Origin of the sequence: Rhodoblastus sp., assembly GCF_052145335.1 — a bacterium.
Taxonomy (GTDB): domain Bacteria; phylum Pseudomonadota; class Alphaproteobacteria; order Rhizobiales; family Beijerinckiaceae; genus Rhodoblastus.
The window spans coordinates 1-16,934 of record NZ_JBKQOU010000370.1 but is presented as its reverse complement, the minus strand read 5'-3'; the positions used below and the strand labels follow the sequence as shown (position 1 = coordinate 16,934).

The window sequence follows — 16,934 nt, the reverse complement described above, 5'->3', positions numbered from 1 at the left end:
CCAGCCAGGCCTGCGGGTCGACGCCGTTCATCTTGCACGTGATAATGAGGCTGTACATCGCCGCTGCGCGCTCGCCCCCACGATCCGAACCGCAGAACAGCCACGACTTTCTTCCTCGGGCGATGCCGCGCAGGCCACGCTCGGCGGCATTGTTGGAAAGGCAAACACAGCCATCGTTCAGAAAAAGCGTGAAGGCTGCCCAACGCTTACCTGACTCGGCAGACGGACCTTGCATGGCCAAATCGTTGTCAATCCTGCAGCGAGGCGCGCCTTTTAGCACTGTGCGCACCCGGCCGCGCCAGGCGTCTTCAGAAAATTCCAATTGCAATGGCCCGCCCGCCGCAGTCAGGAAGCGAATGAGGGGGCCCCCGGCAATCCCCTCATCGGGTCGGTTGGGGCCGCCGACGGACGTTGTGGGCTCCTTGGTCGGTAATGTCGCGATAGACGCTCATCATCGCAGCTGCCCAGTCGTTGATCGCTCTATCGCCGCGATTGCCTTCCGCCACGGTCAACTTCCCGACCTCGGCGACCTCAGCCGCCGCCTTCTCTGCGCGGCGCTTCAATTCGGCCGCTGCTGCGGCGGCCTCCATCAGCACTGCCAACCGGGCGTTCGTTGTGTCGCTTCCATGACCGGCGTCGCATCGCTCTCGCCCACCAAAATCAGGGCGTCGAGAATTTGCGGATCGCCAGGGCCATTAACCGCCTCATCAAGGTCGACGACGCCCAGGCTCTCCAATAGCCGGCGAGCGTTCTTCGCGATTCGATCGAGCTTCCGGCGCAAGATGGATGGAGCAGGACGGTCAGGCGAAGCGCAACCCAGCCGATGCCAAAGGGCCGCCGCTTCAAACAGCTTCGCATGCTCCTCAATTTCGTCGACCTCTATGTTGATGGCCGCAGCGATCTGTTCGAAATTGTCGTGCGCGTATATGACCATCAGCGTGCAGGATCCTGGAGTTCGACTGAAATGCCGTCTCGCCATGAACCACCGCCGGTCCCATCAAAGAACCTTTCTCCGTGTCCACAAAACCGGCAGCAGGCCAAAGTAGACCACCCCGCAGATCGGACTCATCGGAGAAGTGGGAGATGATGACGACTAGCACCGCTAGGCCACGCAATCCGTCGAGGGCTGGCATGGTGTGTGTCGAGCCATAAGGGCGGGTCATGGAACTAAATCAAACTGTCCAGCCTATTTCAACCGAGTCTGAATTTTTTCCAGTCCGGCCTTGGCATAGGCTTCGTCCTTGTCGGAGCCGCGCGCACCGCCGACACCGATCACGCCGATCACCTCGTCATTGACCTTGATGAGAACGGCCCCGGCGCGGGCGAGATAGTTCGGGTTGGCGGCGATCTTGTCGGCCAGTTCCTTGTTGCTCTTGACCTCTTCCGCCAGTTGCCCCGAGGGCTCCTTGAAGGCGAGCGCCGCCTGCGCCTTGAAATTGCTGTTCTGCACGGCGCGCGGCCCGGTTCCGTCGGAGACCAGCACGGCCTTCAGCACGCCGGCGGAATCGATCACGCTTACGGCGATCTTCTGGTCGCCAGCCTTGGCGGCTTCCAGCGCCGACTGCGCGGCTTCGATCGCCAGATCGAGCGCCGGCCCGCGCGCGGGCGGCGGCGGCGGGTTCTGCGGCGCCCCGGCCGGCGCGGGCGCGCCCTGCGCCAAAGCGGCGCCGGCGGAAGCGAGGAAGAACAGGATGGACGCGTTAAGCTTTTTCATTTTTCTACTTTCTCCAAGGTTGCTGAAGGGGAGAGGATTGTTCTGCTCGGAACGTCGATGACGGCGAATCCTCAAAAAGCGATGAGGCGATGGCGCGCAGGGCCGCCTCTTGGCTTTCGAACATGCGGCCGTCCAGCGGGAGGAACGGGTTCTTCACCGCAAGGAAGCGGAAGCCGTCGCTTTCCTGCATCAGAAATCCCGAGGCGTTGGCGCCGATTTCACTGATCTGGGCTGCGGTCATCGATGGTCCTAGCGGTTCGGCCACATGGGGTGATTCGTCATTTGTCTTTCAACGGAAGATGGAAGGTGTTTCCAGGCTCGCGCTCCCAATCGTCGCGCGGTCAGTTTTTCGCGGAGACCACGACCGGCGCGGGTTCGCCGAATTTATACGAGAGGCCGACCCGGAAGACGTTGGAGTTCGCGCTTTGCGTGAAGACATGGTTGCTGAAGATCTTGTTCGATGTCTCAAAATTGTTCGTGTTGCTTTGGAAATTGTAATAGCGATATTCCGCTCGGGCGGACCATCTGTCGTTGATCGCATATTCAATGCCGCCGCCGACGTCATATCCATTGACGGTGTTCGAAACCGCGCCGATCTGGATTCCATTGAGGGTCAGGGCGCTGTTGTTGGAGAGGAATGCATAACCACCGATGCCGTAGAACAGTAGGTTCTTGTAAGCATAGCCCAGGCGACCGTCGATCGAGACGAGATAGTTATGGTAGGAGCTGCCGTTGAAGGCGTTCGGCGGGAAAGCGATGTTGTTGGCTTCGCTGCCCTGGACGCTCAGGAGGTCGAAGGAGCTTTCGACGCCGAGAACCACGGTATTGATCTGGTAATTATAGCCAATATGCGCGCCGCCGATGACGCCGTTGTTGCCCCAGCTCTCATTGAAGGCGGGGGTGGGAACGGAAAGATTGGTAGTGCCGAAGGCGCCGCCGAGCTGAACGCCGGCATAGACGCCGGTCCAGTTGGGGGCGGCCTCCGGCAGCAGGATCGGGGCTTTCTGGGCCGGCAGATCGGCGGCAAAAGCCGCGCCGGTCAAAGCCGTGAAAGCGAGGATGGACAGGGTGAGCTTACGCATTGTTTGTGGTCCCGTTTTCAATCCAACGTTTAAAAAAGGCCCCTCTTTTCGTGAAAGCCGGCCCTTTCGGAGCGGCTGCTCACGTTCCTTCCGGGGTTCGATCCACGCCCGGCGCCCGATTGCAACCATATTAATCCTATCAAATATATATTATTATAAGCAAGCCCTGTTTTCCCTCTTTTCGGGGAATGGCGCCCTGACGTGGCGTCGGCGCCACAGCGAAGCGGCTTCCTTGATCGTCGCCCTGTCTGTCGTCCAGACTACGGAGCGCCAGCAGCTGATCTAAGCCGGCGGCGTCGAAGGCGCGTCGAATGGCGCCGTCAGCCTTGGCTTTCTCGATGAAATCCGCGAGGTAGGCGAGCGCGTCCGGGCGATCCTTGCGAACGGCGATGGCGACTCCGATGGTCTGGTACGCGCCATCGAGGATGCGCGAACCTGGCAAGTGTTTCTGCAGGGCTGGAAGGGCGTCATGGGTCAGCGCGAAGGCCTGCGCGGTCTGGCCTTCATCATCGCCATGGCTTCATCGACGGATTTCGCCGTCACGACCTTCGCGGTCCTCAGGCTGCGGGCGGCGGCCTGCATGGTGGCGGATCCGGCGATTCCGACAACGGTAACCTCTGGCTGGTCGACATCGGCAATGGTCGCGATGTTCGAGGGACCGGCGGCTAGATAGGTGCAGTCGATGAAAAAATAGGGCGGGCTGATGAAGCCAATGTCGATAGCGCCGGAGTCAAGGATCGTCCGCCACTTCAGCGGTTGTCGCCGCAGCGAAAAATGCGGCGGGAACGCGCAGCGCTTTGGCCAGCGCCTCGCCTAGATCGCGGGGAACGCCGCGAACCTCGCCGCCTGCGTCCTTGACGACGAAAATCGGGGTGAGCGCGGGAGCATAGGCGACGCCCACCCGCAGTTTGCCGGTCGGAACGACTTGATCAAGCTCTCCTCCACCGCCGCGGCCCGGGCGCCGATCGCAAGCGCGAGTATGATTCCCAACAGGGCAAAGGCTCTCATCGGGGGCTCGTTCAGCGCAAATGCGCCGGCGCCTGCGGGTTGTTTTCGGGATTGGCGTCGTATTTCGACAGTTTCTCGATGATTCCGCCCCCGACCAGGGGGAGCAAATCCGCTTCCAGCGCTTCGGCTTTGGCCTTGGGGTAAACTTCCTCCCCGTCGACGCGGAGCGCGAAAATTTTCAGGTGCTTGGCCTTTTTCACGGGGTCTTCGATGGTCGCCTTGGTCCACTTGTAGAGCGGAAAATCCTGCAGGCCCTGTTGTTCCGCTTCCTCGACGTAAGATGAAAAGGCGACGAATTGGTTTTGCAGGCCGGCGCCGTGGCGGGCCAAAATATCGGCAATCGGTTTGAGCGCCGGGTCATTTGGCCTGTCGTGGGCGATCGCGGCATAGGCGTCGGCCAGAACGATTCGAATCTGATAGTCCCATTCGCTGCTCATCTTCATCTTCCCTATTTTAGAGGCAGGCGCAGGTTTCGCCGCGTCAGGAAATCATAATACGATTAATTTAATAGGATTAAAGGGCGGTGCGCCGAAAAAACCATGCGGCGATTTGACTTCAGGCCTCAACTGGCGCCTGAAGCAATTTATCCAATGTCATGCTTGCCTTGCAGTCATTCTTTACAATATCTATGGATTCGCTTAATTACTGGCTTGGATGGCCTGAAGGGGGCGCTGGCGGTTTCCTGGCTGGAGACGCAGTCACCTGTCGGAATGGGCGCTGGCGATTCTGCCTCGAAAGGGTCGCGCCTGGCGCTCCCGCCGGCACTTTCGTCGAAGGGTTTGCAAGAGCTGGATGAAGCCAGGGGATCGCGGCATGAACGTGTCACTCAAGCAAAGCGCCGGTCTCGACGCCTATCTGAATCTCGGCGAAATCGTCGCCGACCTGCGCAAGCTGCGCGCCGCCTCGCAGAAACGCCGCTACCGCGAGGGGCGCCTGCCCGAGCTTCCTTCACGCGAAGCGATGACGCTGATCGTCGATGGGCTGGCCGCCGCGCTCTATCCAAGACATTTCGGCCCCTCGGAATTGACGGTCGAATGCACCGACGGCTACCTGCTTTATACGCTCTCGGCGACCTTGCGTTCCTTGCAGGAGCAGGTGCGGCGGGAGCTTCATCTCCACGACGCCCGAACGGATCTCGCTCCCGACGAGCGTGGGCCGCAATCGTTGGAAATCGTCAGAGAATTCGCCGCCAGCCTGCCCAATGTGCGCGCCTTGCTCGACACCGACATTCGCGCCGCGTTCGATGGCGATCCCGCGGCGAAAAGCCTCGACGAGGTGGTCTTCTGCTACCCCGGCGTCAGCGCGATGATTCGCCATCGGCTGGCGCACCAGCTTTATCTTCTGGGCGTGCCGATGCTGGCGCGGATCATTGCGGAGGCCGCCCATTCGCAGACGGCGATCGACATCCATCCGGGCGCGCGAATTGGCGAAAGCTTTTTTATCGACCACGGCACGGGAGTCGTCATCGGCGAGACGGCGGTGATCGGCCGCAACGTCCGCGTCTACCAGGCCGTCACGCTCGGCGCCAAAAGGTTTGAAATGGCGGCGAACGGCGGCTTGGTCAAAGGCCAGGCGCGTCATCCCACCGTAGAGGACGACGTGGTGATCTATGCGGGCGCGACGATTCTCGGCAGGATCACCATCGGGCGCGGGTCGACCATCGGGGGCAGCGTCTGGCTGACGCATAGCGTGCCGCCCGGCAGCAATATCACCCAGGCGAGGGAACGTAGCGACTCCTTCGACAATGGCGGCGGAATCTGAAGCAGCGACGCTCGGCGCGACTTGCGCGGCGGCGGGGAGATTTTTTCTGACCGAAGCCTCGGGGAGCGAAAAAAACTTCCTGCTCGAGCGTTCTTTAAAAAGAACAATCTATTTGACTTGACGAACGCTCGCGCCGATTCTTGGCGTTAAGTTTTTCCGACAAAAGAGGACAAAATGACGGAAGCAATCTTGTCGCGGACGACCGCGTCGCAGCCTTCTCTGACCGAGGATTGGCTCGCCGTCGTGCTGGGCCTTCTGGTCTTCGCTTTAGCGGTCGGGTCTTTCCTGGGCGTCGATCTGCTCGGCTGGGCGGTGACGACTTCGGTGTGGACCGATTTTTCCAAGGCTCTGGCGCCGGCCGCCAAAGCCTATTCGTCGCTCGGCGGCGCCGGCGCGCTGGCGGTCTCCTTTTTCGCTCTTCTCACGGTCCTCTCGGTCGGCGCCGTCGCGCTTGGCGCCGATGTGAAAAAATTCATCCCGGCCTTCGCCGTGGTCTTCGCTCTCTCCTACGCCAGCTGGATCCTCGGCTCCTACGCCAGTCTCGCGGTGGTGACGCCGGCTGACCAGGCGAAATTCGGCCTCAGCTGGTCGTTGAAACTGACCAACGAGGGCGGCTTCCTCATCGCTCTGGTGGCAGGCCTGATCATCGCCAATTTCTTCCCGCGTTTCGCCGACTGGCTCAAGGAGGCGATCCGGCCTGAGCTTTATATCAAGATCGCCATCGTCATTCTCGGCGCCTTCATCGCGGTGACGGCGGCTGGAAAACTCACGCTGGCGTCGTCGCTGCTGCTGCGCGGTCTGGCGGCCATCGTCGAGGCCTATTTGATCTATTGGTCGGTGGTCTATTTCGTCGCGAGAAAATATTTCGGCTTTTCGCGCGAATGGGCGGCGCCGCTCGCCTCCGGCATTTCGATCTGCGGCGTCGCGGCGGCGATTTCGACCGGCGGCGCCATTCGCGCCCGGCCGCAGGTGGCGGTGCTGGTGTCGTCGCTGGTGGTGGTTTTCGCGGTGATCGAAGTGCTGGTGCTGCCCTTCGTCGCGCAGATCTTCCTGTCGCATGAGCCGCTGGTGGCCGCCGCCTGGCTCGGGCTGGCGGTGAAGACCGACGGCGCGGCGGTCGCCGCCGGCGGCATCACCGATGCGCTGATCGTCGCCAAAAACGCGGCGGAAGGCATAAATTACCAGCCCGGCTGGATATTGGCGACCACGGCGACGGTGAAAGTCTTCATCGACGTGTTTATCGGCGTTTGGGCCTTCATTCTCGCCTATGTCTGGACCAATCACGTCAACGTCGCGGCGGGCGGTGAAAAGGCCAAGATTTCCGAAATCTGGCAGCGCTTTCCAAAATTCATCCTCGGCTTTATCGCGACTTTCGCCATCGGACTGACGCTGGCGCTGCACAGCGATGCGCAAAGCCTCCCAAGACTCACCGCCGCCATCGGGCAGGCCAACGTGTTCAGGGTGATTTTCTTCATCCTCACCTTCTTCTCGATCGGCGTGCTGTCGAATTTCCGCAAATTGTGGGAGGACGGACTCGGCAAACTGGCGGCGGTCTATTTCGTCTCGCTGTTCGGCTTCGTCATCTGGGTCGGGCTTTTGATTTCCTGGCTGTTTTTCTCCGGCGTCAAACCGCCTCTCGTCGGCTAAGGAGCACAAGCAAATGTCACAAGAAAATCTGAAGGCGGAAATCAACAATGCCGTCGAGCCGCTGCTGCCGATCGAGAAAAAACTGATCGGCTGGAGTTTGGGGACGGGACTTGTCCTGCTCGCCCTCCTGCTGCTGCTCAGCCATTATTTTCCGGTCGCCTGACCTCCGGATCAGTAGCCCATAAGCGCGGCCGGTCGCTGGCGATCGGCTTTGGCGCCATCCGAGACCGGCTCGACGAACCTCGCGACCCGTCGCCCTTGCGGTCTGAAAAACCGAGCGCCCCCATTTAACTTGACGCCTGACGGCTGTCCCAGGTGGTGGGGACCGCCACGCCTGTCGCCGCCCGGCCGGGTGACAGGGGGACAATTTTTGTTTCCTTCGCCCACTTAATAGCTTATTATTTCCATATACAATGTAGATACAGATATTTTTTGCGCCGCTTGGGGCCGCACCCTGGCGCGATCACCAGAGGGAAAGCCTGACCATGCCCCCATCTGTTACGGTTGAAAATGAACGTCTTTCGTCGACAGCGCCCGCTCCGGCCGGAGGTCTGCTGGCTCTCGTATCGCGTCTTGACGCGCTGGGCGCGCACCCAACGCTACTCGACATGGCGAGGGTGATGCAGGGCGTCGATCTGACGCTGGCCGACGTCGCGCCCTATGTTCGCAGCAATTCCCGCTCCTATAATCGCGCCGCCGTGGCGGTGCGCGAATCATACGAATTGCTGGTGATGACATGGTTGCCCGGACAAGCGAGCCCGCCTCACGATCACAGCGGGTCGGTCTGCGTGCTGAAGGTGGTGCAGGGCGCGGCGATGGAAGGCTGTTATCGCCTCGGGGCGGACGGCTATGCCGATTTCGATTACGAGACGAAGTTGGAGACCAGCGGCGTTGCAGCCTTCCAGGACGCCGGCGTTCATTCCGTGCGCAACGCCAGCGTCCTCGATGCGCTCGTCACGGTTCACGCCTATGCGCCGAAATTGCGCGATTTCCGTCGGTTCGTCGTGCGACCCGACACTGTTTTCAAGCCAGCGTCCGAGCCCAGGGAAAACCCGACCGTGGTGATCGTCGGCGGCGGCTTTTCCGGCGCGATGACGGCGGCGCAGCTTCTGCGTCGCGCCTCGCGCGCCGGCGTGGGGCTCAATGTGACCCTGGTCGAAAGGCGCGGCGCGGTCGGCGAAGGGGTCGCCTATGCGACGCGCGAGCCGACGCATCTCCTCAACGTGCCCGCGCAACGTATGAGCGCCTGGCCGGATCGGCCGGGCGATTTCTTGCATTGGGCGCAAGGCCGCGACTCGCGCGTTGGGCCTTATGATTTTTTGCCGCGCGAATGGTATGGCGATTACATTCGCGACTCTTTGCGCATGGCCGCGCGCGAGGCCGGCGAAAGACTGAAATTCTCGGTGGTTTACGATGAGGCGCGCCGCGTCGCGCGGCGTCCAGGCGGCGGCTGGATGATTCATCTGGAGCGCGATGCTTCGCTTTGCGCGGCGGCTGTGGTTCTCGCCTTGGGCCATCGCCCGCCCGCCGATCCGATCGGCGAGAATTGGCAAGGCCCGACAACCCGCCTCATCGCTGATCCCTGGCGGCCCTTCGCCATGAATGTCGTGCAGTCGGACGAACCGGTAATCGCGATCGGTAGCGGCTTGACGGCGGTGGATGTGGTGTTGTCGCTTTCGGCGCAACCGCGCTCCGCGCCGATCACGCTCGTCTCGCGCTACGGACTGCATCCGTTGGCCCATGCGGCGCAGGAAATTCGGCCGGCCGATCTCACTGCCTTGGTCGAGGAGTTGCTCGCGGCGCCGGGCGGTTTGCGGCCGCTAGCCCTGCTGGTCGCCTTGCGGCGAAAGGCGCGGGCCGAGCCGGAATGCGACTGGCGCCGCCTCGTCGACGGACTGCGGCCGCATACGGCGAAACTCTGGCAGGCGATGACGAGCAAGGAGCGCCGGCGTTTTCTGCGTCATCTGCGTCCGTTCTGGGAGGTTCACCGTCACCGCTTGGCGCCTTCGATCGCCGCGCGATTTTTCGCCATGATCGAGCGGGGCGAGGTGCGTGTGATCGCCGGCCAGGTCGTCGCGGTCCACGCCGATGGCGGCGACCTTCGCGCAAGCGTTCGATTGCACGGCAGCCGGCGGCGGCTCGAGCTCGAGGCGGGTTGGCTGATCAATTGCACTGGCCCGACGCCGTCAAACAATGCCGAGGCCAATCCTGTGATCGCTTCGCTGCTCGTGCACGACAGGCTGCGGGTGGATGAGTTGGCGCTTGGCGTCGAGACGGCGCCCGACGGCGCGGCGATCGCCGGTGACGGGAAAAGGGTGCAGGACATGTTTGTGGTAGGCACCTTGCGCAAGGCCTCGCTGTGGGAAAGCATCGCGGCGCCGGAACTGCGCGAGCAGGCGTCGGCGGCGGCCGAAGGGATCGTCCGGCTCCTGGCCGAGGCGAAAGAGGCCCGGGCCGTTTCCTCTCGTCAGGTCTTCGAGCCGAAACAACCGGCGGAAGCGGCGCTCGAAGGATAAGTTGGGCGCTCCCCCGGGCTCGGCTCGCCAGGGAGAGCGCTTGATCTTTATTGATTTAGTCTATAATCTTTATAGTCTAAATGAACTGAGTGCGCCTGCGGTAAATCGCCGGCGCCGGGGAAGCCAGCGCCATGGACCGGATCGATCTGCACATTCTGGAAATCCTGCAGGAGGACGCTTCCGTGACCGTGGCTGACGTCGCCTCGCGAGTTGGACTTTCGCCGACCCCGTGCTGGAAGCGGATTCAAAAGCTCGAAGCGACGGGAGTGGTGCAGAAGCGCGTGGCGATCGTCGCGCCGCAAAAGGTCGGGATTGGCCTGAGCGTCCATATCGCCATTCAGGCCGGCGACCATTCCGCCGATTCGCTGGAAAATTTTGTCCGCGCCGTCTCCGCCATGCCGGAAGTCATGGAATTCAGCCGGCTGGCCGGTGAGATCGACTATGTGCTGCGCGTCGTCGCGCCCGACATCGCCGCCTATGACGCCTTTTACAAGCGCCTGACCGCCATCGTGCCGCTGCGCAGCGTTTCGTCGCATTTCGTGTTGCAAAAAATCAAATCGACGACCGCGCTGCCCCTGCACCTGACCCGCGCGGAGGAAGACGAAGGCGGCAAGGGTTTTAGCAGCGAGCGCGCGCCGGCGAGCTCGCCGCCGCGTCTCGTCGCCTTGCGCACCGTTTGATCACACCAGGCTTTAGAAACACTTCGCCCCGCCGCGGCGTAATGACCGCGGCGGGGCGAAGGCATTTTCGAAAGGCGAGGAGTCAAATATTATAGGTGAAGGAATCGTAGGCGAGTTGGCCCAGAATCTGATCCATGTCGCGATAAGGCTCGCTCTTTAGCGAGACGCTGACAATTTTCGCTGGAACGCCGGCGACCGTGGTATGGGCTGGAACGGCATGGAGCACCACTGATCCCGCGGCGACCCGTGAATATTCCCCAATCTCGATATTGCCGAGAATTTTCGCGCCGGCGCCGATCATCACGCCGCGCCTCACTTTGGGATGACGATCGCCGCTTTCCTTGCCGGTGCCGCCAAGGGTGACGTTTTGCAAAATGGAGACGTCATCGTCGATGGTCGCCGTGGCGCCGACGACGAAGCCGGTGGCGTGATCGAGAAATACGCCCTTGCCGATGCGCGCCGCCGGATGAATGTCGGTCTGGAAAACATCCGAGGAGCGGCTTTGCAGATAAAGGGCGAAGTCGGTCCTATTTTCGCGCCACAGCCAATGCGCCAGGCGATGGGTCTGGATGGCGTGATAGCCCTTGAAATAAAGGAAGGGCTCGATGAAGCGGTCGCAGGCCGGGTCGCGGTCGATGACGGCGGCGATGTCGGCGCGAAAGGCTTCTGCAATTTCGGGGTCTTCCGTCAGGGCATGGCCGAAAGCGGCGACGATCTGCGCGGACGAAACGAAATCATTGCCCAACCGGCCGGCGACGCGATGGACGATGGCGTCTTCCAGATTGTCGCGATCCAGAATGGTCTCGCGCAAAATTCTGGCGAGATTGGGCTCGCGCTCGAAGGCGTCTTCGGCCTCTTCACACAATTTGCGCCACAGCGGATCACTTTGTGCGGACGGATGACGTTCGTTCTCCGGCTTTCTCGTGGCGGCGATCAAAGTCAGATGGCGGGGTTTCGGCGACATCGATTGCGACCTTCACCTTCAAAAGCCATGGCCGGAAGGCGGATTTCGTCTTGCGCCGAGTTCGACGGCGTCGGTCGCGGCTTGCGGCGCCGAATGAAAACAACCTTGTTGTGGATCTGCCGGGCGGCGCGTTCGGCGAGAAGCGGTTCGGGAAATGGCGACGCCTTCCGATGGGCGGAAAAGGCTATTTGACGCGAAGAAATGAAAGGCCTGGCCGGCGTGGTCGCGGGCGACGATGCGCCCGGCGATCTGGATGACGTAGGGGTGAGTCATGTTTCGCGTCGCGGCGCCTTTTTGGGCGGAGCCGCTCCCTTTGCGGAGAAGAATCTTCCTGTCTTAAGGCATAAATATATTGTCCATGGAAATAGTCAATTAAAAAGCTGCGCCAGCGGGGTGCAGCGCTCTGGACACGAAAAAGGGCTGTCCGGCGAAAATAGCGGTGTCATTCAACGCAGCGGCGCCGCGCCCCTTTGGCCGCGCGCCCGCATGGCGGCGATGGAGGTGCGGTCCAGAATCAGCGATATGGAATCGCGCACGTCGAGCATGACCTCGCGCACGGAGCAGGCGTTTTCGTCCGGGCAATCGGGGCAGGGGCGATAGGCTGTGCGGCTGGCGCAGGCGATCGGGGCGAGCGGCCCGTCCAGAATGCGGATGATCTGGCCCGCCGTAATGGCGTCGGCCGGACGCGCCAGTTGATAACCTCCGCCCTTGCCTTTCTTGCTGGCGAGAATGCCCGCTTTGGTCAGTTCGAGCAGGATGGCGTCGAGAAATTTGCGCGGGATGTGGTTTTCCTCGGCGATGGTCGCGGCGAGGCTGACGCCATCGTGTCCTGCGAGGTGAATCAGGGCCTTCAATCCATATTTTGCTTTGTTGGATAACATGGGGTTCCAGATCGGAGTTAGGGGTTTGTCTTGTTCTCATCGCGTCCAATTTGTTTACAGGACATTTTCTGGAGAGTTAAGCACGCGGTGTCGGATTTTCCACTATTCGCCGTGGAAGCGAAATGTTTTGCTCTATACAGGCCACGTTGAGGCCGAAAAGGGCCTTTGCCCAAGCGGGCGCGCCAGCTTTTCGCCGGCTTCGTTCGACCTTGCGCAAAAACCGCCGGCAAAAACCTTGCCTTTAAATCCTATAGAATATATAGACTATGAAACCATACCGCCTCACCGATAGGTCCTGCGATGACTTCAGCATTCGCGCCCGCACTTCTGGCCGGTCCGGCTCATTCCGAAAAGGGCGTCTTTTCGGCTCTCGCCGGCGCCCAGAATCTGCTGGCGCTCAAACCCGCCCGCCAAAACTATCTCGCCGAAGCCGTCGCCGTTGGCGTCTATGCGCTGATCCTGGCCGCCGGCTTGAACTATCAAGCCAAGCCGCAGCTAGCGCCGCCGGAAGAGCCGATGGAACTGGTGATGGAGCAGCCCACCTCGCCGCCTATAGTCGAACAGCCTAAGCCGCCGGAGCCTGAGGCGGTGAAGCCGCCGGAACCGCAGGTCGTGGAGCCTCCGCCGCCGCCGAAAGCCATCGAGCCGGCGGTGGCGCCGGTCGAGCCGCCGAAGCCCAAGCCCGTCTTGCCGCCCAAACCGAAGCCCAAACCCGTCTTGCCGCCCAAACCGAAGCCCAAACCCGTTGCGAGGGCGCCGGAACGCCAGGTAGCGGCGCCCTCGCATCCGGTCGCCGCCGCCGCGCCCGTCCGCACCGCGCCCGTGCCCGCCGGCGCCACTCCCTCGGCCATAGCCAACCAGATCCATATGCGGCTGGCGCGCGCCGCCGCCAATGCCTACCCGGAATCGCAGAAACCACGCTCGGCCCGCATTTCCTATCGAGTGATGGTCGACGCCTCCGGACACGTCACTTCCTTCTCCATCACGCCGTCCGGCAACGCCGCCTTCGACGCCGTGGCGCAGCGATTGGGCGGAAGAATCGGAACGGTGGACGCCCCCGGGCGCGCCGCGGCGCTCTCGGGCGTGATCACCTTCGCCTATCAATGATTTTAACTCGGGCCGGGGTCGCTCTCCGGTCCGCCCCAAACCTCAAGACAAGGATTCGATATGAGCGATCCGATAATTACAACCGCTGCCGCCGCCGCGGTCCATGGCCTTTCCCCGGTAGATCTTTTTCTTCAGGCGGACATAGTCGTCAAAGTGGTGATGGGGCTGCTGGTCCTGGCTTCGGCCTGGGGCTGGGCGGTCATTCTCGACAAGGAAATCCGTTTAAAAGTGCTCAATTCGCGCGCCGGCCGGCTGATCGCCAGCATTCAGAAGGAATTGCCGCTGGCCCATCTGGCGCCCGATTTCGCCCAGACCACGTCCAGCGATCCTCTGGTCCAGGTCTATCGGGCCGCCGTCGACGAATATGCCCGTTCGGCCGATCTGGTCGCCACCGAATCGCAGCGTGACGCCGTGCAGGAGCGGGTTCATCGCGCCGCCAATCTCGCCAGCGCCTCGGCCATCGGCCATCTGCAGTCGCGGCTCGGCAGTCTGGCGACCATTGGCGCCGTCTCGCCCTTCGTCGGCCTGTTCGGCACGGTATGGGGCATCATGAACTCGTTCCAGGGCATTGCGGCGTCCAACAACACCAGCCTGGCTGTGGTCGCGCCGGGCATCGCCGAGGCATTGTTCGCCACGGCGCTCGGCCTCGTCGCGGCGATTCCGGCGGTGATTTTCTACAATCGCATCGGCACGGACATCACCAATTACGGCAAGAAGGTCGCCAGTTTCATCGGCGTGTTCGAAATCGAATTGTCGCGCCAATTGTCCAAGAAAGGAGAGCGCAATGGCCTTCGCGTTGCGTAATCAGGATTCAGGATCCGATGTCCCGCCGATGGCCGACATGAATGTGACGCCTCTGGTCGATGTGATGCTGGTTCTGCTGATCGTGTTCATGGTCGCCGCCCCCTTGATGGCGGTGGGCGTGCCGGTCGATCTGCCGAAAGTCCAGGCGAAACAGATCAACGACCAGAAGCCGCCGATCGTCGTCAGCATCGATTCCGCCGGTTCGTTTTTCGTCGACCAGACTGCAATCGACAGCGATCAGCTCTTGCCGACGCTGACGTCGAATAGCGAAAACGACAAGGAGCGGCGCATTCATGTGCGCGGCGACCGCAACATCAATTACGGCAAGGTGATGGAAGTGATGGGGCTGATCAACAGCGCCGGATTCACCAAGGTTGCGCTCGTCGCCGAGGCGCCGGGTCAGTCGACGATCAAGTGACTGGCGCCATCGAGGGCGAAAGCGCAGGGAAGCCGGAGGCGGGGGTCTCCGGCTTTTCCTTTGCGCGAACCGTGCGAGCCCCGATCCGTCGGATCGGGGCTCGGGCGTTGGCTGATACGCTTCAGGAGTCGCGAATGTCTTCGTAAGCGAGGACCAGATGCGCCAAAACTTCTTCGTCGCCGATACTGCGGTAGGAATGCGGCACGTCGGCGTCGAAATGGATGGCGTCTCCTGGATGGAGCCGATAGGCCGGTTCGCGACCGCTGACGATTTCCAGCTCGCCGCGTACGACGAGAATATTTTCCGACGTTCCCGGCGCATGGGCCTGGGATTTTTCCAGATGGCCCGGTGCGATGGTGAGTTCATAAATCTCGACTCGCGGCTTGAAGCCGAAGGCGGTCAGCGCGCGTGAGCGGAAGGCGCCATCGCTCGAAGCCAGCACATTGGCGTCGGTCTTGCGGATGATCGCGGCGCCGCCGCGACGTGGCGTGGCGATCAGGCTGCCGAAGGACACGCTGAGAGCGTTGGCGATTTTCCACAGCACGTCGATGCTCGGCGCGCGCTGGCCGTCGGCGACCGCGGTGAGCAGATCCGGCTCGACGCCGGTAAAGTCCGCCAGTTTTTCGAGGGTGACGCCGTCCTGCCGGATTTTCGCCCGCAGACGGGCCGCGATCACCAATGTGAGGTCTTGCTCGGTGACGGGCGGCCCCTCGACATGTTTCGCATTCATCGTCAAAAGCTCCTTATAGATTATAAAGTATATGGAATTAATAATATAATTCCGTCAAGCGGTTATGACGCTCATTTCATCGCTCGCAGCCCGGACAGATAGCGGGCGAGGGCGTCGATCTCGGCGTCCGAAAGCCGCCTGGCGATATCGTTCATCACGTCGTCAGGACTGTTTTTGCGATCGTCCGCCTTCCAGGCGTGAAGCTGGTTGGCCAGATAGGATTCGTGCTGGCCGCCGATCGCCGGGGCGGGATTCTGGCCCTGGTCGGCGCCGGCTTCTTTTTCTCCATGGCAAGAAGCGCAGGCGGGAATTGAACGCGCGAAATCGCCGGCAAGGAAGAGTCTCTGGCCGGCGGCGCTGAAATTGTCCTGTTCGCCGCTCCAGCGCGGCGCGGAGGAAAAATAAGTCGCGATGTCGGCGATGTCCTGCGGCGATAGATTGGCCGCCATGGCGTTCATGATCTCGCTTTTCCGCGCGCCGTCATGGAAATCGCCGAGCTGTTTGCGGATATAGGCCGCCGATTGGCCGGCGAGCTTAGGATAATGCTCTGACGTGCTGATCCCGGTCTCGCCGTGGCATTCCTGACACTGCTCGGACTTGGAGAGAATCTTTCCGCGCGCCGCGTCGCCATTCGTCGTTTGCGCGTGAAGAGGATGGGTGGGCGGGAATGCGGCCAGCAGAACAAAGCCGATGGGAAGGAATAGGCGCCGCACGATGGCTTTTCCTGTTTTCAAAACAAAACGGCGCCGGAAAAACCGGCGCCGGATTTCGATATGGCTTTCGCGCCTCGAGTTCAGAATCGGGTGCGCAAGGTGGCGCCGATCGTCAGCGGATCGACGTAACTGACGCCGCCGAGCGTGATGTTGGTGGACAGGCTCTGGGTCGTCATCGCCCGCACATTGCCCAGGTTTTTCGCCCAGATCGCCAGATCGTATCTGTCGTCCGGAGTCTTGACGCCCAGGCCGGCGCTGACGATCGAATAAGAGCCTTGCTGGAGGGTGTAAAGGGTGTAGCTGGGGACCGAGAAGAGGGTCGTGCTCTTGAAGGCCTCGTTGACGTAGACATAGCCCTTCAGGTTCGTTCCAAAATATTCGCCGAGGTGGGTTTCGTAATTGACGCCGATCACGAAAGTGTAAGGCGTGACGTTGGGAATGCGCTGGTGAGACAGATTGAGCTGCGCGGTCGGATAGACGGCTGCATAATCGGCTGCCGGCGCAGCGTCCGGGAAATTCCAGTACCAGGCGCCGTTATAGGCTGCGGCCCAATTGACCCAGAAGTTTTCGATGGGCGAATAACGTCCTTCGAATTCGAAGCCGGCCAGGTACACCGACGGGATGTTGCCGAGGTAGCTCTTGTTGATCGTGTTCAGATTGCCGGAGGTGTCGGTATAGGAATACCATCGTGACAGCGTGGCCTGGAAGTTGTTGATGGTGTTCAGATAGGCGTTGGCGTTGAAGATCAGGTGGTTGTCGAGCCAGCTCGACTTGAAGCCAGCTTCGTAATCGATCGAGATTTCCGGCTGGGTGATGATCGGCAGACTGCCGACGACGGGATAAACCTGATTGGCCGTGTTGAACGAGGCGTTGGTGTAATAGACCGGCACGGCCACCGTATCCGCGGCG

The 16,934-nt window shown here is 61.5% G+C and carries 23 protein-coding genes and 1 pseudogene; 9 read left to right on the top strand and 15 right to left on the bottom strand.

The genetic code is table 11. The features are described 5' to 3' along the window. The 7 genes and pseudogenes from ACLP2E_RS22005 to ACLP2E_RS21975 form a co-directional block, all read right to left on the bottom strand. Positions 1-208: pseudogene (locus ACLP2E_RS22005) on the bottom strand (IS66 family transposase); the annotation flags it as partial. Between the two features lie 172 nt (positions 209-380). Next, positions 381-590, bottom strand: a complete 210-nt coding sequence (locus ACLP2E_RS22000) for a hypothetical protein (protein WP_442467128.1) — start codon at positions 588-590, stop codon at positions 381-383. After that, the gene (locus ACLP2E_RS21995; protein WP_442461820.1) at positions 590-934 is read right to left on the bottom strand and encodes a hypothetical protein; all 345 of its coding nucleotides are present in this window, start codon (positions 932-934) and stop codon (positions 590-592) included. Before ACLP2E_RS21995 ends, ACLP2E_RS22000 begins: the two co-directional genes overlap by 1 nt. A 252-nt stretch (positions 935-1,186) precedes the next feature. Next, positions 1,187-1,714, bottom strand: a complete 528-nt coding sequence (locus ACLP2E_RS21990) for a GlcG/HbpS family heme-binding protein (RefSeq protein ID WP_442467127.1) — start codon at positions 1,712-1,714, stop codon at positions 1,187-1,189. 4 nt (positions 1,715-1,718) lie between these two features. Further along, complete coding sequence (locus ACLP2E_RS21985; protein ID WP_442461818.1) at positions 1,719-1,955, bottom strand: hypothetical protein; 237 nt, start codon at positions 1,953-1,955, stop codon at positions 1,719-1,721. A 100-nt stretch (positions 1,956-2,055) separates the two neighbouring features. After that, on the bottom strand, positions 2,056-2,796 hold the full coding sequence (locus ACLP2E_RS21980; protein ID WP_442467126.1) for an outer membrane protein: 741 nt from the start codon (positions 2,794-2,796) through the stop codon (positions 2,056-2,058). A gap of 139 nt (positions 2,797-2,935) precedes the next feature. After that, positions 2,936-3,238 carry a hypothetical protein gene (locus ACLP2E_RS21975; RefSeq protein WP_442461816.1) on the bottom strand — a complete coding sequence of 101 codons (303 nt, stop codon included), beginning with the start codon at positions 3,236-3,238 and terminating at the stop codon, positions 2,936-2,938. 27 nt (positions 3,239-3,265) lie between these two features. On the opposite strand from ACLP2E_RS21975, the gene ACLP2E_RS21970 reads away from it, so the two are divergent. Beyond that, the gene (locus tag ACLP2E_RS21970; protein WP_442461815.1) at positions 3,266-3,469 is read left to right on the top strand and encodes a hypothetical protein; all 204 of its coding nucleotides are present in this window, start codon (positions 3,266-3,268) and stop codon (positions 3,467-3,469) included. 57 nt (positions 3,470-3,526) lie between these two features. Here ACLP2E_RS21970 and ACLP2E_RS21965 read toward each other — a convergent pair whose 3' ends face one another. Both ACLP2E_RS21965 and ACLP2E_RS21960 read right to left on the bottom strand, forming a co-directional pair. Then, complete coding sequence (locus tag ACLP2E_RS21965) at positions 3,527-3,697, bottom strand: hypothetical protein (RefSeq protein ID WP_442461814.1); 171 nt, start codon at positions 3,695-3,697, stop codon at positions 3,527-3,529. A 118-nt stretch (positions 3,698-3,815) separates the two neighbouring features. Continuing rightward, a complete protein-coding gene (locus ACLP2E_RS21960) occupies positions 3,816-4,241 on the bottom strand; it encodes a hypothetical protein (RefSeq protein WP_442461813.1) in 426 nt (141 codons plus the stop codon). A gap of 376 nt (positions 4,242-4,617) precedes the next feature. Between ACLP2E_RS21960 and epsC the strand changes: the two genes are divergently transcribed. From epsC to ACLP2E_RS21935, 5 genes are all read left to right on the top strand, one after another. Beyond that, a complete protein-coding gene (epsC, locus tag ACLP2E_RS21955; protein ID WP_442461812.1) occupies positions 4,618-5,565 on the top strand; it encodes a serine O-acetyltransferase EpsC in 948 nt (315 codons plus the stop codon). Positions 5,566-5,739: 174 nt separating this feature from the next. Beyond that, positions 5,740-7,212, top strand: coding sequence for a putative sulfate exporter family transporter (locus ACLP2E_RS21950; RefSeq protein WP_442467125.1), 1,473 nt, complete (start codon positions 5,740-5,742; stop codon positions 7,210-7,212). Positions 7,213-7,225: 13 nt separating this feature from the next. Further along, a complete protein-coding gene (locus ACLP2E_RS21945) occupies positions 7,226-7,375 on the top strand; it encodes a hypothetical protein (RefSeq protein WP_442461810.1) in 150 nt (49 codons plus the stop codon). A gap of 322 nt (positions 7,376-7,697) precedes the next feature. Continuing rightward, positions 7,698-9,728: an FAD/NAD(P)-binding protein gene (locus tag ACLP2E_RS21940; RefSeq protein ID WP_442467124.1), complete on the top strand. Its 2,031-nt coding sequence runs from the start codon at positions 7,698-7,700 to the stop codon at positions 9,726-9,728. Positions 9,729-9,859: 131 nt separating this feature from the next. Then, positions 9,860-10,408 (top strand): Lrp/AsnC family transcriptional regulator, encoded by a 549-nt coding sequence (locus ACLP2E_RS21935; RefSeq protein WP_442467123.1) that lies wholly within the window; start codon positions 9,860-9,862, stop codon positions 10,406-10,408. Positions 10,409-10,490: 82 nt separating this feature from the next. Here the strand turns inward: ACLP2E_RS21935 and cysE are convergent, their stop codons facing one another. From cysE to ACLP2E_RS21920, 3 genes are all read right to left on the bottom strand, one after another. Next, positions 10,491-11,372 carry a serine O-acetyltransferase gene (cysE, locus tag ACLP2E_RS21930; RefSeq protein WP_442467122.1) on the bottom strand — a complete coding sequence of 294 codons (882 nt, stop codon included), beginning with the start codon at positions 11,370-11,372 and terminating at the stop codon, positions 10,491-10,493. A gap of 18 nt (positions 11,373-11,390) precedes the next feature. Next, complete coding sequence (locus ACLP2E_RS21925; RefSeq protein WP_442467121.1) at positions 11,391-11,645, bottom strand: hypothetical protein; 255 nt, start codon at positions 11,643-11,645, stop codon at positions 11,391-11,393. A 173-nt stretch (positions 11,646-11,818) separates the two neighbouring features. Then, the gene (locus ACLP2E_RS21920) at positions 11,819-12,253 is read right to left on the bottom strand and encodes an RrF2 family transcriptional regulator (RefSeq protein WP_442461805.1); all 435 of its coding nucleotides are present in this window, start codon (positions 12,251-12,253) and stop codon (positions 11,819-11,821) included. Between the two features lie 300 nt (positions 12,254-12,553). Between ACLP2E_RS21920 and ACLP2E_RS21915 the strand changes: the two genes are divergently transcribed. From ACLP2E_RS21915 to tolR, 3 genes are read left to right on the top strand one after another with little or no spacing between them, the layout of a single operon-like run. Next, entirely contained in the window at positions 12,554-13,360 is an 807-nt protein-coding gene (locus ACLP2E_RS21915; protein ID WP_442467120.1) for an energy transducer TonB, read from the top strand. Positions 13,361-13,420: 60 nt separating this feature from the next. Continuing rightward, positions 13,421-14,164: a MotA/TolQ/ExbB proton channel family protein gene (locus ACLP2E_RS21910; RefSeq protein ID WP_442461803.1), complete on the top strand. Its 744-nt coding sequence runs from the start codon at positions 13,421-13,423 to the stop codon at positions 14,162-14,164. Then, a complete protein-coding gene (tolR, locus tag ACLP2E_RS21905) occupies positions 14,145-14,582 on the top strand; it encodes a protein TolR (protein WP_442461802.1) in 438 nt (145 codons plus the stop codon). Before ACLP2E_RS21910 ends, tolR begins: the two co-directional genes overlap by 20 nt. Before the next feature lie 121 nt (positions 14,583-14,703). Here tolR and ACLP2E_RS21900 read toward each other — a convergent pair whose 3' ends face one another. The 3 genes from ACLP2E_RS21900 to ACLP2E_RS21890 all read right to left on the bottom strand — a co-directional run. Then, positions 14,704-15,312: a helix-turn-helix domain-containing protein gene (locus ACLP2E_RS21900; RefSeq protein ID WP_442467119.1), complete on the bottom strand. Its 609-nt coding sequence runs from the start codon at positions 15,310-15,312 to the stop codon at positions 14,704-14,706. 71 nt (positions 15,313-15,383) lie between these two features. Further along, on the bottom strand, positions 15,384-16,025 hold the full coding sequence (locus ACLP2E_RS21895; protein WP_442467118.1) for a c-type cytochrome: 642 nt from the start codon (positions 16,023-16,025) through the stop codon (positions 15,384-15,386). 80 nt (positions 16,026-16,105) lie between these two features. After that, positions 16,106-16,934 (bottom strand): TonB-dependent receptor domain-containing protein (locus tag ACLP2E_RS21890; RefSeq protein WP_442467117.1); only part of this gene is annotated, 829 nt, incomplete at its 5' end.